This is a genomic window from Pseudomonas syringae, assembly GCF_000737245.1.
In the GTDB taxonomy this organism is placed as follows: Bacteria; Pseudomonadota; Gammaproteobacteria; order Pseudomonadales; family Pseudomonadaceae; genus Aquipseudomonas; species Aquipseudomonas syringae_J.
Genome location: NZ_JPQU01000078.1, coordinates 38572 through 65313, shown reverse-complemented (window position 1 = coordinate 65313; position 26742 = coordinate 38572). Strand labels below are relative to the sequence as shown.

22 protein-coding genes are annotated in these 26742 nt (G+C 57.7%); 9 read left to right on the top strand and 13 right to left on the bottom strand.

The features are described from left to right. The first annotated feature begins 35 nt into the window (after positions 1-35). The 7 genes from cobG (at position 36) to IV01_RS03305 (ending at position 7309) form a co-directional block, all read left to right on the top strand. Complete coding sequence (gene cobG, locus IV01_RS03280) at positions 36-1415, top strand: precorrin-3B synthase (protein ID WP_080290397.1); 1380 nt, start codon at positions 36-38, stop codon at positions 1413-1415. Further along, on the top strand, positions 1408-2034 hold the full coding sequence (locus IV01_RS03285) for a precorrin-8X methylmutase (RefSeq protein ID WP_032631137.1): 627 nt from the start codon (positions 1408-1410) through the stop codon (positions 2032-2034). The genes cobG and IV01_RS03285 overlap by 8 nt, the downstream gene beginning before the upstream one ends. Then, positions 2031-2765 (top strand): precorrin-2 C(20)-methyltransferase, encoded by a 735-nt coding sequence (locus tag IV01_RS03290; protein ID WP_418903560.1) that lies wholly within the window; start codon positions 2031-2033, stop codon positions 2763-2765. The genes IV01_RS03285 and IV01_RS03290 overlap by 4 nt, the downstream gene beginning before the upstream one ends. Next, positions 2765-4462 (top strand): precorrin-3B C(17)-methyltransferase, encoded by a 1698-nt coding sequence (cobJ, locus tag IV01_RS03295; RefSeq protein WP_032631136.1) that lies wholly within the window; start codon positions 2765-2767, stop codon positions 4460-4462. Before IV01_RS03290 ends, cobJ begins: the two co-directional genes overlap by 1 nt. 225 nt (positions 4463-4687) lie before the next feature. Continuing rightward, positions 4688-5329, top strand: a complete 642-nt coding sequence (locus IV01_RS03300; protein WP_032631135.1) for a hypothetical protein — start codon at positions 4688-4690, stop codon at positions 5327-5329. A gap of 348 nt (positions 5330-5677) precedes the next feature. Next, entirely contained in the window at positions 5678-6472 is a 795-nt protein-coding gene (locus tag IV01_RS0125500) for a hypothetical protein (protein WP_050507952.1), read from the top strand. 78 nt (positions 6473-6550) lie between these two features. Beyond that, a complete protein-coding gene (locus tag IV01_RS03305) occupies positions 6551-7309 on the top strand; it encodes a hypothetical protein (RefSeq protein ID WP_154232271.1) in 759 nt (252 codons plus the stop codon). Here IV01_RS03305 and IV01_RS03310 read toward each other — a convergent pair. The 13 genes from IV01_RS03310 to IV01_RS03370 form a co-directional block, all read right to left on the bottom strand. After that, complete coding sequence (locus tag IV01_RS03310; protein WP_032631133.1) at positions 7298-7894, bottom strand: MarC family protein; 597 nt, start codon at positions 7892-7894, stop codon at positions 7298-7300. The two genes, IV01_RS03305 and IV01_RS03310, sit on opposite strands and share 12 nt — an antisense overlap. A gap of 76 nt (positions 7895-7970) precedes the next feature. Beyond that, the gene (locus tag IV01_RS03315; protein WP_032631132.1) at positions 7971-10760 is read right to left on the bottom strand and encodes a hybrid sensor histidine kinase/response regulator; all 2790 of its coding nucleotides are present in this window, start codon (positions 10758-10760) and stop codon (positions 7971-7973) included. 117 nt (positions 10761-10877) lie between these two features. Next, on the bottom strand, positions 10878-12173 hold the full coding sequence (purD, locus tag IV01_RS03320) for a phosphoribosylamine--glycine ligase (protein ID WP_032631131.1): 1296 nt from the start codon (positions 12171-12173) through the stop codon (positions 10878-10880). A gap of 166 nt (positions 12174-12339) precedes the next feature. Then, the gene (purH, locus tag IV01_RS03325; protein ID WP_032631130.1) at positions 12340-13947 is read right to left on the bottom strand and encodes a bifunctional phosphoribosylaminoimidazolecarboxamide formyltransferase/IMP cyclohydrolase; all 1608 of its coding nucleotides are present in this window, start codon (positions 13945-13947) and stop codon (positions 12340-12342) included. A gap of 84 nt (positions 13948-14031) precedes the next feature. After that, a complete protein-coding gene (gene fis / locus IV01_RS03330; protein ID WP_030128251.1) occupies positions 14032-14352 on the bottom strand; it encodes a DNA-binding transcriptional regulator Fis in 321 nt (106 codons plus the stop codon). Continuing rightward, a complete protein-coding gene (dusB, locus tag IV01_RS03335; protein ID WP_032631127.1) occupies positions 14349-15362 on the bottom strand; it encodes a tRNA dihydrouridine synthase DusB in 1014 nt (337 codons plus the stop codon). The genes fis and dusB overlap by 4 nt, the downstream gene beginning before the upstream one ends. Positions 15363-15672: 310 nt before the next feature. Further along, positions 15673-17085, bottom strand: a complete 1413-nt coding sequence (locus IV01_RS03340) for a DUF3426 domain-containing protein (protein WP_032631125.1) — start codon at positions 17083-17085, stop codon at positions 15673-15675. 24 nt (positions 17086-17109) lie between these two features. Beyond that, the gene (gene prmA, locus IV01_RS03345; RefSeq protein ID WP_032631123.1) at positions 17110-17988 is read right to left on the bottom strand and encodes a 50S ribosomal protein L11 methyltransferase; all 879 of its coding nucleotides are present in this window, start codon (positions 17986-17988) and stop codon (positions 17110-17112) included. Between the two features lie 128 nt (positions 17989-18116). After that, a complete protein-coding gene (gene accC, locus IV01_RS03350; RefSeq protein WP_032631121.1) occupies positions 18117-19460 on the bottom strand; it encodes an acetyl-CoA carboxylase biotin carboxylase subunit in 1344 nt (447 codons plus the stop codon). Positions 19461-19477: 17 nt separating this feature from the next. Then, complete coding sequence (gene accB / locus IV01_RS03355) at positions 19478-19933, bottom strand: acetyl-CoA carboxylase biotin carboxyl carrier protein (RefSeq protein WP_032631119.1); 456 nt, start codon at positions 19931-19933, stop codon at positions 19478-19480. A gap of 81 nt (positions 19934-20014) precedes the next feature. Next, entirely contained in the window at positions 20015-20467 is a 453-nt protein-coding gene (aroQ, locus tag IV01_RS03360) for a type II 3-dehydroquinate dehydratase (RefSeq protein ID WP_032631118.1), read from the bottom strand. 129 nt (positions 20468-20596) lie between these two features. After that, the gene (locus IV01_RS03365) at positions 20597-22384 is read right to left on the bottom strand and encodes a protein-disulfide reductase DsbD (protein ID WP_267872308.1); all 1788 of its coding nucleotides are present in this window, start codon (positions 22382-22384) and stop codon (positions 20597-20599) included. Positions 22385-22619: 235 nt separating this feature from the next. Further along, a complete protein-coding gene (locus tag IV01_RS03370; RefSeq protein ID WP_032631116.1) occupies positions 22620-24281 on the bottom strand; it encodes a diguanylate cyclase in 1662 nt (553 codons plus the stop codon). A gap of 480 nt (positions 24282-24761) precedes the next feature. Here IV01_RS03370 and IV01_RS03375 point away from each other — a divergent pair, with 480 nt between their 5' ends. Both IV01_RS03375 and IV01_RS03380 read left to right on the top strand, forming a co-directional pair. Next, a complete protein-coding gene (locus tag IV01_RS03375) occupies positions 24762-25481 on the top strand; it encodes a DUF2345 domain-containing protein (protein WP_032631115.1) in 720 nt (239 codons plus the stop codon). Positions 25482-25662: 181 nt separating this feature from the next. Further along, positions 25663-26742 carry a DUF2333 family protein gene (locus IV01_RS03380; protein WP_032631114.1) on the top strand — a complete coding sequence of 360 codons (1080 nt, stop codon included), beginning with the start codon at positions 25663-25665 and terminating at the stop codon, positions 26740-26742.

Sequence of the window (26742 nt, the reverse complement as noted above, 5' to 3'; positions counted from 1 at the left end):
GCGCCATCGGGCACAACGTGTCCATTCAGACCTAAATGTCAGACCTAATTGACGGTGATCCATTGATCGAGCCGAAGTCCGCTCGCACGCCAACCGCATCGCTACGCCCCTCGGCTTGTCCGGGGTTGCTGCGTATCGTCCCGGCGCTGGACGGTGGCATCTGTCGAATCAAACTGGCGGGCGGTTCGATCAGCGCCCCTCAGGCGCACGCCGTGGCCCACGCGGCGCAGCGCTATGCCCATGGGGTGATCGAAGTCACCAACCGCGCCAATCTACAGATTCGCGGTATCGGCGCCGAACAGGATGGGCTGATTGACACCTTGCTGACGGCCGGTCTCGGACCGGACAACCCGGACAGTGACGACGTGCGCAACCTGATGCTCAGCCCCACGGCAGGCCTTGACTCACAGATGCTGCTGGATGTTCGGCCACTGGCCGGGCAGATTCTCGCCGCGCTGGAGAGCAACCCGCGTTTTCACGACTTGTCGCCCAAGTTCGCCCTGTCGCTGGATGGCGGCGAAGGTCTGGTGATGCTCGAACATCCCCACGATCTGTGGCTATCAGCGCTGCAAATCGATGGCGACGTCCTGCTGGGCTTTGGGCTGGCCGGTTGTGCTGCGGATGATTCGCCGTTGGGCGCAGCCCCTGTCGCAAAAGCCCTCGATCTGGTGTTGGCGGTGCTGGAGTTATTTCTCGACACGGCTCGCCCCGAACAGGTACGCATGCGGCATTTGTTGGCAGAGCAGTCGCCTGGGGAAATGCTTCAGCAGTTGCAGATGCGATTGGGTTTTCCGCTGCGGGCTGATCAGAAAGTAACCAGCTGGCGTCGCCAAGCCATTGCGCCTCATCAGCACATCGGCATTTATCCACAGCGCGAACCGGGCAAGGTCGCCGTCGGCGGTGTCGCGCCGCTGGGGCGTCTGGATCCGGCGATGCTGACCACCGTGGCGCAACTGGCCGTTGATTTTGGCGATGGCAGCTTGCGCCTTACGCCCTGGCAAAGTCTGTTGTTACCCAATATCCCCACCGAGCATGCGCCGCACGTGCTGCAGGCGCTGCAAACCGCCGGGCTGCTCTGTTCGCCTGAACAATCCCTGGGGCAAATCATTGCCTGCACCGGCTCCACTGATTGCGCCAAGGGCCAGGCCGATACCAAGGCCGATGCGCGTCTGCTGGCGGATCAATTGCATAACAGCGGGATAAGCCGAGCAGTGCACCTGTCAGCCTGCAAGCGTTCTTGCGCGGCGGCGCATCTTGCCCCGGTGACGTTGCTGGCGGTTTCCCCCGGCCACTACGACCTTTATTTTCGCGATGCAGGCCAGCCCGGATTTGGTGCCCTGCAAGCGCGTGACCTCACTATTGAAGCAGTCGGCGCGTTATTGATCGCCGACTCACGGAGCAACACCCATGATTGATTACATCCGCGATGGTCAGGAGATTTATCGCAACTCCTTCTCGATCATTCGCGCTGAAGCGCGCCTGGATACGATCCCTGCCGACCTGGAAAAACTCGCCGTGCGGGTGATCCACGCCTGCGGCATGGTCGAGGTGATCGAAGACCTGCGCTTCTCGCCGGGTGCCGGCAAAGCCGGTCGTGATGCGCTGGCCGCGGGTGCGCCGATCCTCTGTGATGCGCGCATGGTGTCCGAAGGTATTACCCGCACACGCCTGCCCGCCAACAATCAGATCATCTGCACCCTGCATGATGAAGGCGTGCGGGAAATGGCGCTGGATTTGGGCAATACCCGTTCAGCCGTGGCTTTGGAGCTGTGGCGTCCGCATCTCGAAGGCAGCGTCGTGGTGATCGGCAATGCGCCAACTGCACTGTTCTATCTGCTGGAAATGCTCGATGCAGGCGCGCCGAAACCGGCACTGATTCTCGGCTTCCCGGTGGGCTTCGTCGGTGCTGCCGAATCCAAGGCCATGCTCGCCGCCGATAGCCGTGGCGTTCCGTTTGTGATCATGCAGGGTCGTCGCGGCGGTAGCGCCATGGCGGTGGCTGCGGTCAACGCACTGGCCACGGAGATCGAATGATGCAGGCACGCGGTCGATTGATTGGCCTGGGCGTCGGCCCCGGCGACCCGGAACTGATTACCGTCAAAGCGTTGCGCCTGTTGCGTGAGTCGCCGGTGATTGCCTACTTCGTCGCCAAGGGCAAGAAAGGCAACGCCTTCGGCATCATCGAAGGCCATTTGCAGGACGCGCAGACGCTGATGCCGCTGGTTTATCCGGTGACTACCGAAGCGCTGCCTGCACCGATGTCGTACGAAAAAGTCATCAGTGATTTCTATGACGAGTCGAGCATCGATGTTGCCGCGCACCTGGATGCCGGGCGCGATGTGGCGGTGATCTGCGAAGGCGATCCGTTCTTCTACGGCTCCTACATGTACCTGCACGACCGCCTCGCTGATAAGTACGAGGCCGAAGTGGTGCCGGGGGTTTGTTCGATGCTCGGCGGCGCTTCAGTGCTGGGTGCACCGCTGGTGTATCGCAATCAGAGCCTGTCAGTGCTGTCCGGCGTGCTGTCCCATGAAGAACTCAAGCGCAAGCTGGCCGATGCAGATGCCGCAGTGATCATGAAACTGGGTCGCAACTTTCCAAAAGTCCGTCTGGTGCTTGAAGAACTGGGCCTGGCCGAACGTGCGCTGTATGTGGAGCGCGCTACCATGGCCAACCAGAAAATTGTCCCGCTGGATGAAGTCGTACCCATGTCGTCGCCTTATTTCTCGCTGATCATTGTTCCGGGCGAAAGGTGGCAAGGCTGATGGCGCATAACATTCCGGCCATTGTGATCCTGGGCAATGGCAGCCTTGCCACCGCACAACGCATTCAGCAGTTGTACCCGGATTCACTGATTTACGGCCTGCTGGACCGGGTGCAGGGTTCGGATCGAACCTACAGCGAATTCGGCACCACGCTGCGTCAGTTTTATCAGCAGAACACCCCGATCATTGCCTTGTGCGCCGCCGGAATCGTGATCCGCACCCTCGCACCTCTGCTTCTGGAGAAAGGCGCGGAGCCCGCGGTGCTGGCCATTGCCGAAGACGGCACTGCCGTGGTTCCGCTGCTGGGTGGATTGGGCGGCGTCAACGTCATGGCCCGGGAAATTGCTGCCGGTCTGGGCATCGCCCCGGCGATCACCACCAGTGGCGAATTACGTTTCGGCACCTGCCTGCTCAACCCGCCAACCGGCTATGCCTTGGGCGATCTGGAGCTGGGCAAGCGCTTTGTTTCGGATTTGCTGTCTGGCGAAAGCGTGCGCATCGAAGGTGCTGCACCCTGGCTGGCCCAAGCTCAACTGCCACAGGACGAACACGCGCAGTTGGCGATTCACGTCAGTTGTGCCAAGCGCGAGCCATCGGCTAACGAATTGCTTATCTACCCACGCAGCGTGGCGGTGGCTGTTACTGATATTGACGCCGAATTAAGCGTTCGCGTGTGCGCTGCGCTTCACTGCGCGGGCATCGCCGTGCAATCCCTGGCCTGTCTGCTGGCGGCTGATTCGCAGATGGCCGACCCGTTGCTGCAACAGGCTGCCATTGAACTGGACGTGCCATTGCGCTTTGTTGCTCAGGCTTCAGCGCTGGAAATGGCCACTCAGGCGGTGCCGCAATTATTGCCGCCGATCAATGTCAACGAAGGGCTGGCTATCGCCGTGGCGCCGCAGCCGCTGGATGTTCAGCGCATTGGTAAGGCGCGGGGCAGGCTGGCGGTCATCGGGTTGGGGCCTGGGGCCCCCGATTTGATGGTCCCGGCGGTCAAGGCTGAGCTGGCTCGCGCCAACGACATATTGGGCTACGAGACTTACGTGCGTATGGCCGGGCCGTTCCGTGCTGATCAAGTGATGCATTGCACGGATAACCGCGAAGAAATGCAGCGCGCTCGCCATGCCTTCGAACTGGCCGCGTCCGGGCGTTCTGTAGTGGTGGTGTCGTCCGGTGATCCCGGGGTTTTCGCCATGGCCTCGGCGGTGCTCGAAGCCCTGCACGAATCCAGTAATGCCGATTGGCATAACATCGAGCTGGAAATCCTGCCGGGTGTCTCCGCTTCGCTGGCGACCGCCGCTCAGGCAGGCGCGCCGCTGGGCCATGACTTCTGCGTGATGTCCCTGTCAGACAACCTCAAGCCTTGGGGAATCATCGAAAAGCGCCTGGACCTGGCCTCCCAGGCTGATCTGGCGCTGGCGTTCTACAACCCTATTTCCCGGTCACGCCCATGGCAACTGGGTCGCGCACTGGAAATCGTCCGTCTGCACCGCGCACCTGAAACGCCTGTGACCCTGGGTCGAGATATAGGCCGACCGGGGCAGACGTTGCGGATCATCACCTTGGGCGAGTTGACCCCGGACCAGGTCGATATGCGCACCATGGTTTTGATCGGCTCCTCGACAACCTGCACCTTCGCCCGGCCGGATGGGCGTCAGTGGGTTTATACGCCGCGTTGGTATCCCAAAAGCCAGTAGGCCATGACAAGTACCTGTAGGCGCGCGCTTGGCCGCGCTGCGTTGTTTCAGCGGGAAATCTTCTGCCTGACTTAAACACCGTCGTGGCCAAGCGCGCTCCTAGAGGTGGCTTTTAAGCTCAGGACTATTCTCGGTAAGACGGATCTGTAAATGCTGTAAGGCTGTAGACGATCATCGCCTCGTTAACTAATGTCAAAGCTCCTGGTACTACATGGAGTGTAGATAATGACTGAAGCAAAAAGTAATGCTGTAATCACCACCACTAATCTGGTTTCTTTTACAGGTGTTTCGCGCGATCAGCGAACCGATATCCTGAATATGCTGATGTATGCGGATCATTTTGCGGGTCAGATAGACCGGCGTGATCGGTGGGCAGGCTGGACGTTGCACTACCGCAAGCAGTTGCAGTTCGCCAGATGCGAGCTGATTAGCCGTTTTGATCACTCACCTACGGTAATCAATAATGTTAGGGAGCTTGAGTATCTCAATATTGGAGTCAAGGGGATTAACGGAACCGCTGGCCTGGAGGACCTGGCTCGTCGATCCTTCAAAGCTGTTCAATTAAAACAGTTCGCGGATCACTTTTTTCAGTTTGGTTCCGGTGCGGGAGCCTTCAGCCGTTTTCAGATAGCTCCTTGTGAAAACATCGGGGAAGGTACCGTAGTGATAGCCGTCTGTGCCTTGCAAGTGAGCACTGAAACTTTTTCCGGCGGGTTATTCAATCTCGATGAGGATCGGGAGATGGTGGTCCGGTTGGAGGGAGGTCTATATAGATTCAGCGAACAGGCTTATTCGGAGCGACGAGATTATATTCGATCCCGGCTTTCCGGTGTCAGACGTGAAAAGCTGCGTTTGATAAACCTATGAAGATGGTAAGATTTGTGAGTTTAGGATTTCCGTGTTTCGTGTAGGAGAAAGTCATTTTAGCTTTAAGATATTGCGATGCCGAGCACGGAAGTTTTCATCGGTACAAGAGGGGATGTTTAACCGTCTCGGTGTGAAATAGTCTGATGTGGTACTGATCCGATTATTAAAAAACTCCCAGGGCCTTGCCCTTATTGGCTTGGCACGACAAACCGGCTTTGTTTAATTGTCCATGTTATAGCATGTTGCCACCGTTTCTTGGTTTATGGGGCGGCTGGACGGCTTTTGGCGTTTGGAATACCTTAAGGATGTCCACGAAGGACGTTATTGATTTATTTAAATGGAGTTTATATGTTAAGCGAATTGGTTAAAGAGTCCCGTGTTCAAAGTCGGCGGGAGTTGTTGGGGAGTTGTGATCTGAGTTGCGATAATACGCCGCGGCCGTCTTCCCGGATTGGTAGCTTTAGTATTGACGAAGCCAAGCCCGAGGCGATGGTAAGTAATGACACTATTCTTTCTATCGTGGCTGGCATGTCCAGGGAAAACAAGGTTATCGTCAGACGCACGATCCAGTTCTGCTCGCTGGTTGCCAGCAGTGACCATCCCAGGGGCGGGGTGGCGTGGTTCAAGAGATACGAAGAATTGATGGCGTTATGTGGCTGGGTATCGCCAGAATGGTCCACCACTGATTACCGTGCCAGCAATACGCATCTCACCATGGAAAAGGTGGCATTGGACATTCTCAAGTCAACCATCATCGCCGCCGCACTGCCTGGCCCTGCTGCTGCAGTATTGCTTAAAATAGCGGGAGATACGGTGGACGCACTCAAGGGTGATGACAAACCATTGCGTTTGTTTGAACAGTCGAGCAAAACTCCTAACGGCGCAAAGTTCGCCATTGCTGCAAGTGCTCAGTCTCCGGAAGGTGATGTGGTAATGGCGATGGGCGCAGTGAATGTTCGCACTAGCCTCAATATCACCAATGTGTTGTTCTGGGAGTGGAGCCGGTCTGAGGTAGCCATTCAGCGTGCGGAGAATGTCATGGAGTTGTTTCCCGAAAGTTACGAAGATGTTCGGGACATTGTCGAAAGCAAGTTAAAGGAATACCAACGTAAGACGCTGCTTGAAATTAAACTCAAAGGCTGACGTGAAATATGCAGAGCTACGGTCCGTCGTAGCTCTGCATTGATGACGACATGAATAAGCGAAGGAATGGACAAAGTTATGCAACGTAATTTCGTAAACGCAGGTGGTCTGTTTATGTTTGGCAATGCTGTGCCGCCGGACTTTATAGATGATGTACTAACGAGTAATTTGTTTTATCAGCTAGCTGCCTCGGGCCAGCATGACCTATTTATCGATGCTGAGGCATGGTTGCGGGAATATTCCAGGCTGATGGTAGTGTTAGGCCAAGAAGCATCGCGAAGAGAGATGCGGAGCATCACACCTGAAGGACAGGATTCCTTGTGGAGCATGATCAAGAACGCGCTCGGCAAGCAGATCTCTTCTGGGGGACTCAGCCAGGCCGAAGCTGTCTTCACGCGTCTGCAGAATGACAATGGCACAGCGCTCAAGCTCCTTGAGCAACACACTACGCAATCGCTACCCAGTCAGGCTGACTTTCCAAAGACTTCATTTGCGGCTGCCACTTCCAAAGAAAACTTGTCTTCGCGCACCGTGACGCTGCAATTGGTTGTCGTCGATAAGGCACCGTTTTTGACCCAGGTTTTCATCTCCTTCAAAACCAGCAGTGCATTGCCAAGCCTTTCCATCTTGCCGCTAATAAAGCAAGAACAGGTCGTTGGTAATGTTGAGCTCAGCCTCATGACAACCGAGCTTTACGCTGACCCCTATGAAGACATGAAAGATACGATTCTGGAAATGCTAGGTCCCCGTCGCTCGACGCTGATCATTGAGCTGGGTGAAAGTGAGGGCACGAATGGGACTGTGGATAAGACGTGCGGATCGTCCTCATCGCACTAAGTATCCCTGCACACCGGTAAAGATAATCTGCGCAGCCAGGGCACACACAAACAAGCCCATCAACCGACTGACAATCTGTAAGCCCTGGTCGCCGAGAATACGTTCAATGTGGTTGGACAAATACAGCACCACACCTACAGTGAAGCTGGCCAGGGCAATGCTGAGAATCGCGGTGAGTTTGTCATCCCAGTGGGGTTGGCTGACGCCCATGACCAGGAGTGCACCGATGGTGCCCGGCCCGACGGTCAGCGGGATGGTCAGCGGGACGATGGTCACATCCTGCTGAACGTTGTCGGTCTGTACGGCTGACTTGCCTTGAGCCATGGCTAGCGCCGAAATGAACAGCACGCTGCCAGCCCCAATCCGGAAGGCGTCGACTGTGATGCCGAACACACTGAAAATCACCCGGCCGAACAGGTAAAGCAAAACACTGGCAACCAGCGTTCCCAGTGCCACCTTCCACGCCAGTCGACGCTGCTCTTTGCGCGAATGGCCGCGAGTGAGGCTGATAAAGCAGGACAGAACGAAGAACGGGCTATAAAGCACCAGCATCTTGAGATAAACGCTGAACAACACGTGGAGCATGGCTTGAGCTCGGCGGCAGGTAATGAAGTGGGGGGAGTCTATCAGGGCGCAACCGGTATGGCTGTCGGGGCCACGCTCAATTTTGTTGATAGAGGTTGCCGACTGAGGTCGACGCCCGGATCTTGTCGCGCTGTGCGACCCAGTGCTCGACCAGTTCGCGCAGTTGGGACAGCTCCACCGGTTTGGACATGTGTCCGTCCATACCTGCCTGACGTGCGCGGTCCTTGTGTTCGGTGAGGATGTGGGCCGTCAGAGCGACTACGGGCGTGCGCACTCGCTGATTGCCGACTTCCCATGCGCGCAGCTGCTCGGTGGCGGTGAAACCGTCGAGAATCGGCATCTCACAGTCCATCAGCACCAGATCGTAACGCTGGGCTTTCATCGCCCGTAAGGCTTCTTCACCATTGCTGGCCGTATCCGGGTTCAGGTTCAGCTTGCCGAGCATGCCACGAATGACTTTGGTGGAGATGGTGTTGTCTTCGGCCACCAGAATCCGGAAGTCGTCGGGCACGCTGACCGCATTACTGGTAACCGGCGCGGGGCTGTAGCTGGATATGCCTTTATTGAGCTGGGTGAGTTCGTCGGCCAGCGTGGTTTTAAGCGTATAGCCCGCCACCGGTTTGGCCAGGATGCGCTTGATCCCCGCATTGCGGGCGATGATCTTGCTGGGCGCATTGCTGATACCAGTGAGCATGATCAGCAGGATGTCGTGGTTTAGACTCGGGTCTTCCTTGATCTTGGCGGCCAGCTGCATACCTGTCATACCGGGCATGTTCTGGTCGAGTAACACCACGTCAAAGTAATCGCGCAGATGTGCCTTGGTGCGCAATAGCGCCAAGGCTTCTTTGCCAGACGCCACGGCGCTGACATTCAAGCCCCAGCTGCTGCATTGCTGCACCAGTACTTTGCGGCAGGTATCGTTGTCGTCGACGACCAGTACCCGTGCGTCCAGCAGCGGGATGTCCAGATCCAGCGGCGGACGCTCAAGACGACTGGCGTCCAGTGGCAGACTCAGCCACAGCGTGCTGCCCTGGCTGCCGCCGGTTTGAATACCGAACTCACCGCCCATCAGCAGGATGAGCTGCCGTGCAATCACCAGCCCCAGATGCCCACCGAGCTTGCTGGCTGCCATGAAGTTCTTGCTGTGCAATTCAGCCTGTAGCAGCGCCTCGCGTTCGCCAGCAGAGATGGATTCGCCACTGTCCTGCACGGCAATGCGCAGGCGCGGCTTACCCACCCTGCTGTCGAGGGCGACCAATACCAGAATTTCGCCTTCGTCGGTTTTCTTCAGCGCGTTTTCCAGCAGGCTCAACACGGTCTGTCGCAGGCGTGTCGGGTCACCGCTGATGACCCGTGGTACTTGCGGCTGGATCAGGCTGATCAGCTCGACATCCTGTTGCTCAGCCTTGGCGCGGAAGATATTCAGGCAGTCTTCGATCAGGGCGCTGAGATCGAACTGCACATCGTCAAGTTCGATCTGTCCGGATTCGAGCTTGGTGATGTCGAGAATTTCGTTAATAAGGGTCAGCAGTTCATTGCCCGCGCTGTGGATGGTTTGCACATAGTCACGTTGTTTGACCGACAACGGCGTACCCAACAACAGCTCGGTCATACCCAGCACGCCGTTCATGGGGGTGCGGATTTCATGACTGATTTTGGCCAGAAACTCTGCTTTGGCGTTGATTTCTGCCGTGCTCGCGGCTTCATTCCGGCTGATGCTGAAGTTGTCTTCGGTAAAGCTGCGATGGCGCTCGCTAATGGCGATGCTCATGAGCAGACCGCTACCGCAGAACACTGCCAGCAAGGTGAGAATCAGCCATTGCGGAGAAATCCAGGTCAGCCACAGCAGGGCAGGCAGGATCACCAGGCAGCCAATGTTGAACGTCACCATCGCGACCACAAACAACCGCGCAGGCGAGTAGCCACGCTGCCAATGCCATGCCGATGTCAGGAGGATACTCAACGTCGACAAGGTCACCAGCGCGAACGTCGCCAGGTTCAGCGGTAGCGTATCGACGAAAAACACCAGTAACCCGCCCAGCGTGATCGTCAGCATGCTGCCCATCAATAGCCGGTTGAGCAGCACGTTCTGATGGAGGGAAAAGAAGCTTTGGGTGTATTTCAGGCCCGTTATTGCCGCCAGCAGCAGCGTCAAATGGGCGCTTGGGGTTTGCGCGATGTGCCAGGTCTTGAGCCAGGGAGTCAGCAGGTTCAGCAGCAGTAGTGCACTGAGTGCCAGCAAGCCTTCGCATGCCGCCAGCCAGAGGTTGGTCTGGGAGCGGGTGTGCGCGTAGCGGGTCAGGTTTTGTACGATCAGCATCGCCAGCGACCCGAACAGCAAGCCGAACAGAAACGGCTCGCGCTCGTCGGCAGCGCTGAGGATGGCAGGCTCCAGGGTTATGTTCGGGCGCAGTTGCTGGGTGGAAACCAGTCGCAGGTAGATGTCCAGCGGGGCACTGCGCTGGGGCAGCGGCAGCATGAAGTCGGTGGCCCGCAGAACCTGGTTCTGCGGTGGCACGTCGTTGCCGGTGCGGGAATGATTGACGATGTTTTCACCGTCCAGGACATAGAGGTCCAGACTGGCTAGATCCGGGGCAAAGATGCGCAGCAGCTGCTCGTGTTCTTCAGGCTGCATGCGGTAGTGCAGCCACAGCGCGCCGTTGCGATCGGCGGCAGTCACCTGATCTAGCCCTGTGGGGCTGAATTCATTCTGATAGCGGGCGGAGCGGACATCACTCAGTTGCAGGCTTGCCTGGTTGTCGAGCAATGTTGACCAGCCTGCACTCGGCTCGGCATGGGCCGATAGCACGAAGAGCAGGGCCAGCAGCCCGACGGTCAAACTTTTGGCAATCCTGAGCCAGCGCACAATGAAATCCCTTCGTAGATGAATGCCTTATAACGTTGTGAAACAGTGAAGTCGTAAATTCGAACCGTCAGGGCCGGCATGAATAACTGCCGACCCTGAAGATAGCTCGACGCAAGACTATTCCTGGTCTTCGCCGCGCTCGCGGGCAATGGCGCGATAGCCAATGTCGTTGCGGTAGAAACAACCTTCCCAATCGATTCTGGTGGCCAGAGCATAGGCGTGTTTTTGCGCATCGCCTACGGTTTCACCCAGCGCCGTTGCACACAGCACTCGTCCACCGCTAGTCACGACTTCACCCTCTTGCGAGGCAGTACCGGCGTGGAACACTTTGCCCGGCAACTGCGCGGCGTCGCTCAAGCCTTTGATGGCTGCACCCTTGGCGTAATCGCCCGGGTAGCCGCCAGCGGCCAGAACGATGCCCAGGCTTGGGCGTGGATCCCACTGAGCTTCGACTTTGTCCAGCGCCTGGGCCAGCGCGGCCTCGACCAGCAAGACCAGACTCGATTGCAGACGCAGCATTACCGGTTGGGTTTCCGGATCGCCAAAGCGGCAGTTGAACTCGATAACCTTGGGGTTGCCCGCCTTGTCGATCATCAAACCAGCATAGAGGAAGCCGGTGTAAACGTTACCTTCGTCAGCCATGCCTCGGACAGTCGGCCATATGACCAGATCCATTACGCGCTGGTGAACTTCGGCCGTCACCACGGGAGCAGGGGAGTACGCGCCCATGCCGCCCGTATTAGGACCGCTGTCGCCGTCGCCTACACGTTTGTGATCCTGGCTGGTGGCCATTGGCAGGACATTCTTGCCATCGACCATGACGATGAAGCTGGCTTCTTCGCCATCGAGGAATTCTTCGATGACGACCCGCGAACCTGCTTCGCCAAACGCGTTGCCAGCCAGCATGTCACGAACGGCATCTTCGGCTTCGCCCAGAGTCATGGCGACGATGACGCCTTTGCCCGCAGCCAGGCCGTCGGCCTTGATGACGATCGGAGCACCTTTTTCGCGCAGGTAAGCCAGCGCAGGCTCGATCTCGGTAAAGTTCTGGTAATCGGCGGTCGGAATCTTGTGACGTGCCAGGAAGTCTTTGGTGAATGCTTTGGAGCCTTCCAGCTGAGCGGCGCCAGCAGTTGGGCCAAAGCAATCCAGACCACGACTGCGGAACAAGTCGACGACGCCGGCAACCAGCGGTACTTCCGGGCCAACGATAGTCAGGGAGACGTTCTTTTCAGCGAAGTCAGCCAGTTGCTCAAGGGCCAGTACGTCGATGGCGACGTTCTCGCACTTGGCTTCGATGGCTGTGCCAGCGTTACCCGGCGCGACGAAAACCTTCACGACACGTGGGTCCTGAGCGACTTTCCACGCCAGAGCGTGTTCGCGGCCACCACTGCCGATGATGAGTACATTCATTTCAAATAACCTCGATGACGCTAATTCTGTATGGGGGATTTGCCTGTACCAGGTCCCCGTGGGAGCGAGCTTGCTCGCGAAGGCAATATGTCAGGCGCTGGATAATGCGCAGACTGTCCGGGCCTCTTCGCGAGCAAGCTCGCTCCCACAGTGTTTTATCAAACGATCAATGACGGAAGTGGCGCATCCCGGTGAACACCATCGCAATGCCAGCTTCGTCAGCTGCTGCGATCACTTCGTTGTCACGCATGGAGCCGCCTGGCTGGATCACCGCAGTGATGCCTACCTTGGCCGCGTTGTCGATGCCGTCCCGGAACGGGAAGAATGCGTCGGACGCCATGACTGCACCCTGTACCTGCAAGCCAGCATGCTCGGCCTTGATTGCAGCAATACGAGCCGAGTTGACACGGCTCATCTGGCCGGCGCCGACACCGATGGTCTGGCGGTTCTTGGCGTAGACGATGGCGTTGGATTTGACGTATTTGGCGACTTTCCAGGCGAAGATCAGGTCATGGACTTCCTGCTCGCTTGGTGCGCGCTTGGTCACGACTTTCAGGTCGGCAGGGGTGATCATGGCGATGTCACGGCTCTGTACCAGCAGGCCGCCGTTGACGCGCTTGTAATCCCAGGCGGCGGTGCGCTCCATGGCCCATTGGCCAGTGGTCAGCAGGCGCACGTTGGCTTTGGTGGCAACCACGGCCTGAGCTTCGGCGCTGACGCTCGGTGCAATGATCACTTCAACGAACTGGCGCTCAACGATGGCCTTGGCTGTTTCAGCATCGAGCTCGCGGTTGAAGGCGATGATGCCGCCGAAAGCAGATTCGGTATCGGTCGCGTAAGCCAGCTCGTACGCCTGACGAATACCGCCTTCGTTGTCCAGCGCAACTGCGACGCCGCACGGGTTGGCGTGCTTGACGATAACGCAGGCTGGCTTGACGAAGCTCTTGACACATTCCAGCGCGGCGTCGGTATCGGCCACGTTGTTGAAGGACAGTTCCTTGCCTTGCAGCTGGGTCGCCGTGGCGATACCCACTTCCGCCGGATTGGCTTCAACGTAGAACGCCGCGCTCTGGTGCGGGTTCTCGCCGTAGCGCATTTCCTGGGTTTTGATGAACTGGCTGTTGAAGGTGCGCGGGAACTCGCTACGTCCTTCTGTGCTCAGGGTCTCGGCCTTCTGATCGATGCTGCCCAGGTAGTTGGCGATCATGCCGTCGTAAGCTGCGGTGTGCTCGAATGCCTTGAGCATCAGGTCGAAGCGCTGAGCGTAGGTCAGACCGCCAGCCTTGAGGCTTTCCAGAACCTGACTGTAATCGCTGGCGTTGACCACGATAGCGACGTCTTTATGGTTCTTGGCAGCAGAGCGGACCATGGTCGGGCCGCCGATGTCGATGTTTTCGATAGCGGTCGGCAGGTCGCAACCTGGTTTGGCGACAGTTGCCTGGAACGGGTAGAGGTTGACCGCCACCAGATCGATCGGCTTGATGCCGTGCTCGTTCATGATAGCGTCGTCGATACCGCGACGACCGAGAATGCCGCCGTGGATTTTCGGGTGCAGGGTCTTGACCCGGCCGTCCATCATTTCCGCAAAACCTGTGTAATCGGCGACTTCCACCGCTGCGACGCCATTGTCCTGCAGCAGCTTGAACGTGCCGCCAGTGGACAGGATTTCAACGCCAAGGGCTTCCAGTTCACGGGCGAATTCAAGGATGCCGGTCTTGTCGGAAACACTGATCAAGGCGCGGCGGATCGGCAGGCGGGTAGTCTGGTCGGTCATCTCAATTTCCATCAAAAGCAAAAGGAGTCAATCAGCAAAAAAGGCGACCCCTGCAGCGGGTCGCCTTTTCTGTATCTGGAATGCTTAAAGCAGATCGTACTGCTTGAGTTTCTTGCGCAAAGTGCCGCGATTGAGGCCCAGCAACTCGGATGCTTTCGTCTGGTTGCCCTTGACGTAGTTCATCACGCATTCGAGCAGTGGCGCTTCGACTTCCGACAACACCAGGTTGTAGACGTCAGTGACGGCAGCACCTTCAAGGTGGGCGAAATAATTGTGCAGCGCCTTCTCGACATTGCCGCGCAGGGTCTGGCCCTCTTCGCTCGGCGTGTTGAGGTGCTGTTTCAAATTGACGTTGTCGCTCACGGGTGTCGTTCCACTCACTAAAGTCTCAGTCATCATCGTCATGCGGCCACCTCTTTTTCTTGCCCTGTTTCCGGGCTTTTGTCGCGTTCGCTGAAGAACTCGCGAACGTTGGCGCATTGTGCTTCTGTATCTTGCAAACGATTGAAGTGGGCGCGGAACTCCCTGGCGCCCGGCAAGGTTGCGAGATACCAGCCAACATGCTTGCGCGCAATTCGCACGCCAAGCACATCGCCGTAGAAAACGTGGAGCGCCGCCAGATGCTCTAGCAGAATGCGTTCCACTTCACTCAATTGCAGCGCCGGCAGTGTTTCACCGGTGCGAAGGAAGTGTTCTATTTCGCGAAAAATCCACGGGCGCCCTTGAGCGGCCCGACCAATCAACAGTCCGTCGGCACCGGTGGCTTGCAGCACGTACCGGGCTTTCTGGGGGGAATCGATATCGCCATTGGCAAAGACCGGTATCGACACGGCCTGCTTGATCTCGGCAATCGTGTCGTACTCGGCTTCACCGGTGTACAGATCGGCACGGGTGCGTCCATGGACGGCCAATGCCTGAATCCCGGCCTGTTCGGCGATTTTCGCCACAGTCAGACCGTTCTTGTTTTCCCGGTCCCAGCCGGTGCGAATCTTCAAGGTGACCGGCACATCAACCGCAGCAACCACAGCCTGCAGGATCTCGTTCACCAGTTGTTCGTCTTTCAGTAGTGCTGAGCCGGCGGCCTTGTTACAAACTTTCTTGGCCGGGCAACCCATGTTGATGTCGATGATCTGCGCACCCAGTTCGACGTTGGCGCGTGCAGCATCGGCAAGCATTTGCGGGTCCCCACCGGCGATCTGTACCGAACGTGGCTCGGGATCACCTTCGTGGATCATGCGCAGACGCGATTTGCGGCTGTTCCACAGGCTCATGTCACTGGTGACCATTTCCGAAACCACCAGACCTGCGCCTAGTTGGCGGCAGAGCTGGCGAAATGGCTGGTCGGTGACGCCCGCCATAGGAGCGAGAATCAAGCCGTTTTGCAATGTATACGGACCGATGCGTACCGCCGACATAGGTGTGCCTGTTGTTGGGGCCGAATCATGGCAGACCGTGTGTAGTGCAATTCCTACACGATCCGCTCGAACCCGATCTGACAGTGCTTGCGCGCCTTTCAGACCGAATCCAGAGTGAGAAAAAGGGTTGGCATGATACCCGCTCTCGATGACTGGATAAAGGCTGAATTGGATAAAATCTGAACAGTTATTGCCTGAGCGAGAGCGGTTTTGCGGTCAGCATCCCTTGGATCAGGCATCGCCAGCGGCCGGGTACCTCATTGTCGTCCGATCAGTGGCTGTTTTTTCGCCGAGCGGCTGACGCCGGATCTTACTCCGGAGAGCGGAAGCTCAGGCTGTAGTTCACGGCCTTGGCTCCCGGGTCAAGAATGTCCAGTGCGATATGAATCGGGGTCTGGGGGGGCATCTCTTCCTTGCCGGCGATTTCGCCGCTCAAGTACTCAGCGGGCTTGAAGCGCCGGCTGGCGATCAACTGACCACTGGTATCGGCAAAGCGCAGCTCCAGCAGCGGGAAGGGTTGGGAAAAGGCTGCGCGGTTGTAAATGATCGCATCCACTACCAGGGCGCCTTTGAATTCCGGGTGGCTGCGCACCACCAGGTTGCTGCTTTTGAGCAGGCTGATATCGACCTTGGAAGGGACTTTGCAATCAATCTTCGGACAGATCATCTGGAACCAGGGGCGATACTGATCCTGGCGCGCCAGCTCATCGAAGTGATACCAGACGTATTGTCCCGCCAGACCGGCCAGGGCCAGCAGCGTCAGGAGCGTCCAGATCAGTTTGCGTCCCCAGCGTGATTTCGGGCGCTGCCATTCCAGTTGCAGTGGGTCGTCGGTCAGGTCCAGCAATGTCTGGTCGCGGACGCCGGGCTCGGATCGATTGCGCCGCGAGCGTGGGTCCGGTTCTGGTTCGTCGAGGTCATCAGCATCATCCAGCTCGTCATGATCGACGGCAGAGAAGCGTGCTGCACTCTCTTGAGTTGAGCCTTTGTGCGAGCCTTTGGGGGCGCCGCTGTGTGGCGCTTTACGTTGGCTTAGCACCGGAGCCATTGGCTCGTCGTCTTCAATGTCGGTGGCGCTGGAGGAAAATGACGGCTCGGTTCTGCCGTCGCGCTCGTCCTCCCGGGTCTCGCGCTCGGTCAGATCCGGATCCGCTATGACTTCGGCATTCACTCCCGGCAGCTCGTTTTTCACATCGTCGTTTTGCAAGCTGTCGACCCAGTCGTCGCTTTCAGTCTGTGAAGTGTCGCGCTGGGCGGTGAGTGAAGGGTGATGGTCCTGGTTGGTCTCTCTGGTGTTGTCCCGGCCAAAGGTTTCTGGCAGCTGGATTTCCCGCTGTTCCAGACGGGCCAGTTCCTCGTCGAGGTCCAGGCTGTCCAGATCCAGCGCATTTGCTCGCCAGGACTCGGGTGCGTGGAAAGGTTCGGCGGGTGTTTGCTTGGGCTGATCGAATTGCGGTTCTGGCTCCGGCGCAATATGCATCACCGGCAAGGCAGGCGGCGCTTCAGCGACTTCAGACGGTGGGGCAGGCGTGACAGCTACCAGCTCCGGAGACTGTTGCGCCATCGCCTGATTGCTGCGCTGCTCCAACAGTTGTTTTGCTGCATTGAACACTTGCAGGCAGGCCCCGCAACGGACCACGCCACGGGCCACGCTCAATTGAGCGTGGCTGACGCGGAAACTGGTCTGGCAGTGCGGGCACTGGGTGACAAAACTGTCGGTCATGCGGCTATCCGGTTCAAGCGGCGATTAACGGCGACGGCCGGTGATGCGAACCCAACCATCACGGTTGGCAATCGGATCAAGGTCAAAAGTATCAGCGTAGGCTGCTGCAACATCTGCGCCCTGTTCGGCCAGAATGCCTGAAAGCGCGAGGCGGCCACCCGGTTTGACCAGGGTTGCCAGCTGCGGTGCCAGCGAAACCAGCGGGCCAGCGAGGATATTGGCTACCAGCACGTCGGCCTGCTGCTGCGGCATGTCTTCTGGCAGGTATAGCTCGAACAGTTCGGGCGCAATGTTGTTGCGTCCGGCGTTGTCTCGGGAAGCTTCCAGTGCCTGCACGTCGATGTCGGTGCCGACCGCGTGCTTGGCGCCCAGCAACAGGGCGGCAATGGCGAGGATGCCCGAACCGCAGCCGAAGTCCAGCAGGTTGCAGTTCTTCAGGTCCTGACCATCCAGCCATTCCAGGCACAGGGCGGTAGTCGGGTGGGTACCAGTACCAAAAGCGAGACCCGGATCCAGCAGCAGGTTGACCGCTTCGGGTTCCGGTGCCTCGTGCCAGCTCGGCACAATCCACAGGCGTTGACCGAAACGCATCGGCTGGAAGTTATCCATCCAGCTGCGTTCCCAGTCCTGATCTTCGATCACTTCGCTCATGTGCTCGGGCAGTTCCGCGTCGGTCAGCAGGCGCAGATGGGCCAGGACGTGCTCAGCGTCGGTGTCGGCCTCGAACAGTGCCAGAAGGTGCGTATGCGACCACAGCGGTGTGGTGTTGAGTTCCGGCTCGAAGATCGGCTGATCTTCAGCGTCCATGAACGTGACCGATACGGCGCCGACTTCGAGAAGGGCGTCTTCGTAGGTTTCGGCTTGTTCGGGACTGATGGCGAGTCGGACTTGCAGCCAGGGCATGGCGGGTTACCTTCGTGTGAAAAATGATCTGCAATTGCATGCAGCCGTAAACGCGCAAGTTTACTGTGCCGCGCCACAAACAACAAAGCCGCTTTGAAAGCGGCTTTGTTGTGCTGGAGCAAACGGGCTTATTGATTAGCCAGCTTGTGTTCCAGGTAGTGGATGTTGACGCCGCCTTCGCAGAAGCCTTCATCACGGGTCAGATCACGGTGCAGCGGGATATTGGTCTTGATGCCGTCAACCACGATTTCGTCCAGGGCATTGCGCATACGGGCCATGGCCTCGTCGCGGGTTGCGCCCCAGGTGATCAGCTTGCCGATCAGCGAGTCGTAGTTGGACGGAACCTTGTAACCGCTGTACAGATGCGAGTCGACCCGCACGCCATTGCCGCCCGGCGCGTGGAAGTGCTTGACCAGACCTGGGCTCGGGATGAAGGTTTTCGGATCTTCAGCGTTGATCCGGCATTCCAGCGAGTGCCCGTGAATGACAACGTCATCCTGAGTAAACGACAGTTTGTTGCCGGCGGCGATGCTGAGCATCTCCTTGACGATGTCGATGCCGGTGACCATTTCCGAAACCGGGTGCTCTACCTGGACACGGGTGTTCATCTCGATGAAGTAGAAACGGCCGTTCTCGTACAGGAACTCGAACGTGCCAGCGCCCCGATAGCCGATGTCCACGCAGGCTTTTACGCATGCTGCGAACACGTCCTTACGGGCTTGTTCATCTATGAACGGTGCCGGTGCTTCTTCCAGGACTTTCTGGTGACGACGCTGCAGCGAGCAGTCACGGTCGCCCAGGTGAATCGCCTGGCCCTGACCGTCGGAAATCACCTGGACTTCCACGTGACGTGGGTTGGTCAGGTATTTTTCCAGGTAGACCATCGGGTTGCTGAACCAGGCAGCCGCTTCAGCGCGGGTCTGCTTGGCCGCTTCGATCAGGTCTTCTTCCTTGTGCACAACGCGCATGCCGCGACCACCGCCGCCGCCAGCGGCTTTGATGATCACCGGGTAGCCAACTTCACGGCCGATGCGCAGGGCGGTTTCTTCGTCTTCCGGCAATGGGCCGTCAGAACCAGGAACCGTTGGCACGTTGGCGCGCTTCATGGCGTCCTTGGCCGAAACCTTGTCGCCCATCAGGCGGATGGTTTCAGCTTTAGGGCCGATGAAAGCGAAGCCGGATTTCTCTACCTGTTCGGCAAAGTCGGCGTTTTCCGCAAGGAAGCCGTAGCCCGGGTGAATCGCCGTGGCGCCGGTCAGTTCCGCAGCCGAGATAATGGCCGGGATGTTCAGGTACGACAGGTTGGCTGGCGCCGGACCGATGCAGACAGTTTCGTCCGCCAGGCCCAGGTGCATCAGCTCACGGTCTGCCGTGGAATGTACCGCGACGGTCTTGATGCCCAGTTCTTTACAGGCACGCAAGATGCGCAAGGCGATTTCGCCGCGGTTGGCGATCAGGACTTTTTCCAACATCGCAGGCTCTCCTCGGTTCAAACGATGGTGAACAGCGGCTGGTCATACTCAACCGGCTGACCGTTTTCTACCAGGATGGATTCGATCACGCCGCTGACTTCAGCTTCGATGTGGTTCATCATTTTCATCGCTTCAACGATGCAGATGGTGTCGCCTTTCTTCACAGTCTGGCCGACTTCGACGAATGCTGGCGAAGTGGGTGCCGGGGTGCGGTAGAAGGTACCGACCATTGGCGATTTGACGACGGTGCCGTTCAGTTTCGGTGCCGCGGGAGCTTCTGCAACGACTGCAACCGGTGCAGCAGCAGGGGCGGCAACTGGCGCTGCCATCGGTGCTGGAGCGTAGTACGGTTGTGCTGGAGTCTTGCTGTGACGGCTGATCCGTACGGATTCTTCGCCTTCACGGATTTCCAGTTCGTCGATGCCAGACTCTTCCAGCAGTTCGATCAGTTTCTTGACTTTACGGATATCCATTAATCATCAACTCCCAAGGGTCGGTCAGGGGTAAAAGTTGTTAGCGGTTCGAGCCGTGCAGCGCAGCCTATGGCTGGGCAGTCATGGTTTCGAACTGATGGCCACTTGTTCCATGGCGGACTCCAGGGCCAGCCGGTAACCGCTGGCGCCGAGGCCGCAGATCACTCCTACAGCAACATCTGAAAAATAGGAGTGATGGCGGAAAGCTTCGCGTTTGTGCACGTTTGACAGATGCACTTCGATGAATGGGATGCTCACACCCAGCAGCGCGTCACGTATTGCCACGCTTGTGTGCGTAAACGCAGCCGGATTGATCAGTATGAAATCCACGCCTTCATCGCGTGCTGCATGGATGCGGTCGATCAATTCGTACTCGGCGTTGCTTTGCAGATACATCAGGTGGTGGCCAGCATCACGGGCCTGCTGCTCCAGGTTCTGATTGATCTGGGCCAAGGTGACGGCGCCGTAGATCCCGGGTTCGCGGGTTCCGAGTAGATTCAGATTGGGGCCGTGCAGTACCAGAAAAGTCGCCATCGGATGATCCTTGTTATGGTTGCGAGCATCAAAGCCCGGCGACTATGCCGCAAACATCCTTGTACTGTCCAGTTAACTGCAATAGCTGGCACGATTACCGAAGTTCGCGAAAAGTTTGTGACTCAATCGTCAAATTGGGTCATTTGCTCTAATCAACCGCTCTACCAGGCCCTCGGCGTCGATTTCGCCGACGATCCGGACATCGGCGCGTTCCTCGCCGTTTTTGCCGAAAATCAGCAATGCAGGGGGGCCGAACAACTTGTAGCGATCCAGCAAGGCGCGCTGTTCGGCGTTGCTGTCAGTCATGTCGAAGCGGATCAGTCGGTAGCCTTTCAGCTGGTTGATCACGTTTGCGTCAGGCAGCACTTCATGTTCGATGACTTTGCAGCTGATGCACCAGTCGGCATACCAGTCGAGCAACAAAGGCTGGCCCGCATTCTTTGCCTCGTTCAGCACCCGGTCCAGTTCAGCAGGCGTGGTGATGGTTTGCCAGTCAGAGGTATTTGCAGCGGCAATGCCATTGCCGCTCAAGCCAGGTTGCTCACGTCCCAGAGGCCGGGTGGGATCGGTCTGGCCGCTCCAGGCGCCGACCCAGCAGGTCAGAGCATAGACAAGCAAAAATAAACCCAGCAGTTGAGCCAGCTTTTGCCGGGTATCCTTCGCGGTGAACTCCAATGCGCCAAGAAACAGCGCAACACCGGCGGCCAGCAGGCCAGTCAACACCAAGGTGATTTGTCCCGGCAGAACGCGACTGAGCAAGGCAATGGCCAGTCCCAGTAACAAGACGCCGATGGCATTTTTTACCGTCACCAGCCAGGGGCCGCTTTTGGGCAGCCACGTTGCGCCGCCTGTCGCAACCAGCAGCAGCGGCGCGCCCATGCCCAGACCCAGGGCGAACAGTTTCAGTGCGCCACCCAGCGCATCGCCGCTGGCGCTGATATACAGAAGAGCTCCGGCCAGTGGTGCTGAAACACAGGGCGAAACCAGCAGGCTGGACACCACGCCCAACACCGCTGCACCCCACAATGAGCCGCCCTCGGTCTTGCCGGCGATGCGGTCCAGGCGGGTGCTGATCGCGTGCGGCAGGCGCAGTTCGAAAGCGCCAAACATTGCCACCGCGAAAATCACGAAGAACAGCGAAAACGGCACCAGCACCCACGCCGATTGCAGACGTGCTTGCAGATTCAACCCCGCGCCGAACATGCCCATCAGGGCACCCAGCGCCGCGAAACTGATCGCCATGGGCAATACGTAAGCCAGGGACAGGCTGAAACCGCGCAGTCCGCCGACTTGGCCACGCAATACCACGCCGGACAGGATCGGCAGCATCGGCAACACACAGGGCGTGAAGGTCAGGCCGATGCCAGCGAGGAAGAACAGCGCCAGTTCTTTCCAGCTCCAGGCAGTGCTGGTGGTTGCAGGCGTAGTGGCCGCATTATAAGAAGCCCCGGTATCGCCAATGCTCAGGCGTTCGGTTTCAGGCGGATAGCATAGGCCTTTGTCGGCGCAGCCCTGATAGGTCACCACCAGAGTGAAGGGGCGGTTGTCGCCTGGCTTGCGCGGCAGATTGATGTCGAGGATGCCGTGGTAGACCTCGACGTCGCCGAAATACTCGTCGTGCTTCTTTTCGCCGTCTGGCAACTGCGCCGCACCCAGGCCAATGTCCGCAGGCTCGGTGCGGAACGCAAAACGGTGGCGATAAAGGTAATAGCCTTCGGTGGCGACAAAGCGCAGCTTGATGGATTCCGGTGTGGTATCGATCAGATTGAGCTGAAATGCCTGGCGGACGGGCAGGAAATCCTTGCTGTTATCCAGCGCCGCACCACCCAGCGTAGAACTCGGTCGGCTATCCAGCAGGCCAGCGCCGGTGGCGGGGAGGGCAAGAATCAACAGCAGCAGGCATAACAAGCGGCGCATGGCGGTCTCGTATCTCGAAAGTCCGCGCATGATAGCGGAGTGTTTCGAGGTGTGCAGGAAACGGCTTTGTAAGGGCGGATGTCGATCAGCGCTGAGCTGGTGTTCATGGACCTGTGGGAGCGAGCTTGCTCGCGAAGGCGGCGGTCCTGCTTCTGGAGATTTTTGGGGTGTGCTGGCCTCCTCGCGTGCAAGCTCGCTCCCACGGGGCATCATTTTCAACCCAAAAACTGCGGTGTTAATGCTGCTCTGCCGCACTCGCCAGCAACATCGCGCTTTGTGCGGCATTGTTGCTGCAATGCACATGATTTCGCCCGGCATCCTTGGCCCGGTACAGCGCTTCGTCGGCGCGGGAGGCGAGCATCAGCGCGTCGTCTTTGTCGCTCAGCTCGACCAATCCAGCACTGAAGGTGCAAAACAGGTCCGCAGGTTGAGCCGGATAATTGATTTCGGCAAAGCGCCCGCGGATTTCATCCAGCACCTTATGGGCGTTGTGCAGCTCAGTATCGGGCATGACGATGGCGAACTCTTCACCTCCGTAGCGGCCGATGTAATCGGTTTTGCGCAGACGTTGCTTGAGGAACAGCGCCAGGCTTTTGATCACTCGGTCGCCCATTGGGTGGCCGTGGCTGTCGTTGACCTTCTTGAAGTGATCAATGTCGAGCATGGCGAAGCATAGGCTCTGGTTTTCGCGTCGGGCGCGAAAGCTGCAGTCTTCCAGCAACTGCAGGATATGTGTGTGGTTATACAGGCCGGTCAGGCTATCGCGGACCATTCGCGCCTTCAGGTTGCGCGCCCTTGCTGCGCGGTTGCGCACCGTCGTAATCAGATGGCGCGGCTTGATCGGTTTGGTCAGAAAATCGTCGCCGCCTTCGCTCATGGCGTCGAGCTGCTTGTCCAGATCGTCTTCGGCCGATAGATAAATGATCGGCACGCTCACATAGCGGTCATTGTGACGAATGACCTTGGCGAGTTCAGTGCCGGTGCAGCCGGGCATGTACATATCAAGGATGATCAGGTCCGGCTGGAAGTCAGCAAGCTCGGCCATGGCCTGGATCGGGTCCAGCAGGGTGCGAGTCACGATTCCGGCGCTGTTGAGCAAACGCTCTGTGTGGGTGGCCTGGGCGCGGGAATCATCGATGATCAGCACTTTATAAGGCTCGTACTGCGCCACGCAGGTCAGCACTTCGATTTTTTCCAGCAGGCTCGAGGCTTCCAGCGTGCCCGTCAAAAACTCTTCACCGCCTGCGCGCACTGCTGCAAGTCGGGTTGGGGTATCGGTTTCGTGGTGGCTGAAGAACAGCAGTGGCAACTTCTGCTCGAGCCCTTCCTGTACTTGAGCCGCGAGCTTCAAGCCTTCCCCCGGGGCGCAGAAATCCACATCAATCACGATCGCTGCCGGATGACGCTGAAGCATGGCGGCGTTAAACGTCTCGTAATCCTCCAGGGCCTGAGCGAACAGGCCGAAAAACTCCAGCTGTTTACTCAGCCGTTCGGCGCGCTCGTAATCCTGCAGGGCTATATAAATAGGCTTGCGCAATGGCGGCAGTGAGGTTTGTTCAAGGCGATCCCCGTGGCGCAGGCCCGTGCGTGACAGGCGCTGCATCAGACGGTTGAGATCAGTAATCAGGTCACTGCTCAAACGCCCGCGATTGGCATCGACGGCCTCGAGAGAAAAGCCGATAGCCTGAGCCAGCTCCACATGCTCGGTCTGCTCGAAACGCTCGGCAAAACGCAGCAAACGCTGGTTGGAGTCCTTGAACTCGGCCATATCCGCAGCAGACCATTCGCTTTGCTGCAGCCGTTGCCAGGCCTCAAGAATCTGACGCGCCTGATGGATGACTCGCTGAGCAAAGTGATGCTTGAGACGGTCGCGACTAGGGTCTTCTGACTCGTTCATGGCCTGGCTACTTGAAATTTCGCTGAGGACGACTGCTGGCGCTATGCTAGCACCTCTCTTTCTGTAACAAGAGTGCCGTAAGTCAAATAATTGGCAACAATTGGGTAGATAGTCGTTAATAGGTATGTCATCTGGTCGTGTTAAGGGCTGTCAGCCCGACGCGGGTCCATTCCGGGCATCCTCCAAGCATCAGTTTCGCGTCGCATAGTCAGCTTGTTTACAGGGGGCGGAATATCGCGTGGGAAATTTCCTAAATTTAGTCGGAATATTCCTAAACACGGCCTGAAGGGTAGATCGTTGACCTGAATTAATTCATCGTTGCAACCGCTTAATATTTCGCAACTAGTTAGTTGTCGCCACTCTTTATGAAAGATGGCGTCATCTGGTTTTTAAAAGTGCTGATTTGCGTATTTAACATGCCCTTTTAGTGAGGGTGTGTGCTTCGTATGCAGTCCGTTTTGATTGAACCTAAGGATACTCATGAGCATGTTGAAACTTACGCTGGGCGTGTTTTTCGTCCTGGCCCTTTCCGGCTGCGAGCAAGCTGCAAGCTTCTGGCATTCGATCACTTCAATTGAGCAAACATTAACCAGCGATCTGCCGCTTCAGACCAGGGGGCCAGTGACGATCCGTGCTGGCAGTGGTGTCCTGGTAAGCGCCGACGATGCCGTGAGTGTCAATAGTGTGAACGGTGAAATCACCCTCGACGCACCTCATGGCATCAGCCTTGTTAGTGGTGGTGCGCATATCAGAATCAAGGATGGCTCCATCGATATCAGTGCGCCTGGCGAGTTACGAATAGACAACAGCAAAATTAGTTACGGGGCAGGTATGGCTCAGAAAAAGTTGCCCGAGCCAGAAGTTCTTGCAACCTCTGCGCCCATCGATTTTTTTCAGGAGCCTGTTGTTTCCCCACCCCCTGTAGCCCCTGTCGTAGACACAACGCCTGAAACAAGGGAAGTTGCGCCTGTTGGGGCTAAACCTGCTTCGACAAGTGTTGTGGACGAGCCGGTTGGCGCAGACTTGAAGAAGGGTGGATTCCAAATCAAGGATTCGACCACCAATCAGCCAAAGGCGAACGTGGCCTACCGAATCGAAGTCGCAGATGGCCGAGTGATACGGGGTGTTACCGACGAAAACGGCTTCACTCAACAGGTCTACAGCCGTGAGCCGCAGAAAATCCAATTGTTTTTTGAATAAGACGATGTGTTCGAGTCGTTGAAAGGGCCGCCGATGCGCGGCCTTTTTTCTTTTTGCTCTGCCTGCTGACGCACACGCTTGCGTATCAACAAAACCTCCCACCCCGCGTACCCGCAAAACGCACCTTGCTGTAAGGTTGCGGTCAGAGCATCTGAATCCGTGATTTGAAAGGGACATAGCCATGCTGGATTGGAAGAACCGCGCGGGTAGCGCGAGTGACCGCGTTGATCAACCTGCTTCGGCCAAGCGCCGGGGGTATCTGGGTGGGCTGTTTTACAGCCGTGCGTTGGGCGCGCTGGTGGCGATTTATCTGGTGGTTACGCTGCTGATCGGTTGGTACTGGAGCAGTGAGCCAGCGTTGTTCCCGGTCCAGCAAAACGCTCAGGCTGCCGCCGAGCGTGAAGGCAAGCAGATGGTGATCGGTTACACCACTGTCGAAACCTTGAAAACCGTGAGCCAGACACTTCTGGATAAGCGCGGCGGGTACTTGTCCAACGACCGTCTGCCACCAGGTCTGTGGCTGGATAACATTCCAAGCTGGGAGTATGGCGTGTTGGTCCAGGTCCGTGACCTGAGCCGTGCGTTGCGTAAAGACTTCGCCCGGTCGCAATCCCAATCGGCTGAAGACAGTGATCTGGCCCGTGCCGAACCGCTGTTCAACTTCAACAACAACAGCTGGGTTCTGCCTTCGAGCGAGTCTCAGTACCGTGAAGGCATTGCGGCCCTGAATCGTTATCAGGCACGGCTTTCAGATCCGGGTCAGAAAAACGCCTTGTTCTACGCCCGTGCTGACAACCTGAATAACTGGTTGGGCGATGTGAATACCCGCCTGGGCTCGTTGTCTCAGCGCCTGTCGGCCAGCGTCGGTCGCGTCAAACTCAACAGCACGCTGAAGACTGAAGCGATTGTCGACGTGAAGCCTGGCGAAGTCCTGCAGGTAGATGAAGAAATCGTCGAGACCCCATGGTTGCAGATCGACAATGTGTTCTATGAAGCACGCGGTCAGGCGTGGGCGCTTTCGCACTTGCTGCGTGCCATCGAGGTCGATTTCGCCGATGTACTGGCCAAGAAGAACGCCACGGTGAGCGTGCGTCAGATCATTCGTGAACTGGAGGCTTCGCAAGAACCGCTGTGGAGCCCTATGGTGCTCAATGGCAGCGCGTTCGGTGTGCTGGCTAACCACTCGCTGATCATGGCTAACTACATTTCCCGCGCCAACGCTGCCGTGATTGACCTTCGTCAATTGCTGTCGCAAGGCTGA

Coding starts and splice junctions, on each gene's coding strand:
- cobG (WP_080290397.1), top strand. CDS start 36: ATGTCAGACCTAATTGACGGTGATCCATTGATCGAGCCGAAGTCCGCT.
- IV01_RS03285 (WP_032631137.1), top strand. CDS start 1,408: ATGATTGATTACATCCGCGATGGTCAGGAGATTTATCGCAACTCCTTC.
- IV01_RS03290 (WP_418903560.1), top strand. CDS start 2,031: ATGATGCAGGCACGCGGTCGATTGATTGGCCTGGGCGTCGGCCCCGGC.
- cobJ (WP_032631136.1), top strand. CDS start 2,765: ATGGCGCATAACATTCCGGCCATTGTGATCCTGGGCAATGGCAGCCTT.
- IV01_RS03300 (WP_032631135.1), top strand. CDS start 4,688: ATGACTGAAGCAAAAAGTAATGCTGTAATCACCACCACTAATCTGGTT.
- IV01_RS0125500 (WP_050507952.1), top strand. CDS start 5,678: ATGTTAAGCGAATTGGTTAAAGAGTCCCGTGTTCAAAGTCGGCGGGAG.
- IV01_RS03305 (WP_154232271.1), top strand. CDS start 6,551: ATGCAACGTAATTTCGTAAACGCAGGTGGTCTGTTTATGTTTGGCAAT.
- IV01_RS03310 (WP_032631133.1), bottom strand. CDS start 7,894: ATGCTCCACGTGTTGTTCAGCGTTTATCTCAAGATGCTGGTGCTTTAT.
- purD (WP_032631131.1), bottom strand. CDS start 12,173: ATGAATGTACTCATCATCGGCAGTGGTGGCCGCGAACACGCTCTGGCG.
- purH (WP_032631130.1), bottom strand. CDS start 13,947: ATGACCGACCAGACTACCCGCCTGCCGATCCGCCGCGCCTTGATCAGT.
- fis (WP_030128251.1), bottom strand. CDS start 14,352: ATGACGATGATGACTGAGACTTTAGTGAGTGGAACGACACCCGTGAGC.
- dusB (WP_032631127.1), bottom strand. CDS start 15,362: ATGTCGGCGGTACGCATCGGTCCGTATACATTGCAAAACGGCTTGATT.
- IV01_RS03340 (WP_032631125.1), bottom strand. CDS start 17,085: ATGACCGACAGTTTTGTCACCCAGTGCCCGCACTGCCAGACCAGTTTC.
- prmA (WP_032631123.1), bottom strand. CDS start 17,988: ATGCCCTGGCTGCAAGTCCGACTCGCCATCAGTCCCGAACAAGCCGAA.
- accC (WP_032631121.1), bottom strand. CDS start 19,460: ATGTTGGAAAAAGTCCTGATCGCCAACCGCGGCGAAATCGCCTTGCGC.
- accB (WP_032631119.1), bottom strand. CDS start 19,933: ATGGATATCCGTAAAGTCAAGAAACTGATCGAACTGCTGGAAGAGTCT.
- aroQ (WP_032631118.1), bottom strand. CDS start 20,467: ATGGCGACTTTTCTGGTACTGCACGGCCCCAATCTGAATCTACTCGGA.
- IV01_RS03365 (WP_267872308.1), bottom strand. CDS start 22,384: ATGCGCCGCTTGTTATGCCTGCTGCTGTTGATTCTTGCCCTCCCCGCC.
- IV01_RS03370 (WP_032631116.1), bottom strand. CDS start 24,281: ATGAACGAGTCAGAAGACCCTAGTCGCGACCGTCTCAAGCATCACTTT.
- IV01_RS03375 (WP_032631115.1), top strand. CDS start 24,762: ATGAGCATGTTGAAACTTACGCTGGGCGTGTTTTTCGTCCTGGCCCTT.
- IV01_RS03380 (WP_032631114.1), top strand. CDS start 25,663: ATGCTGGATTGGAAGAACCGCGCGGGTAGCGCGAGTGACCGCGTTGAT.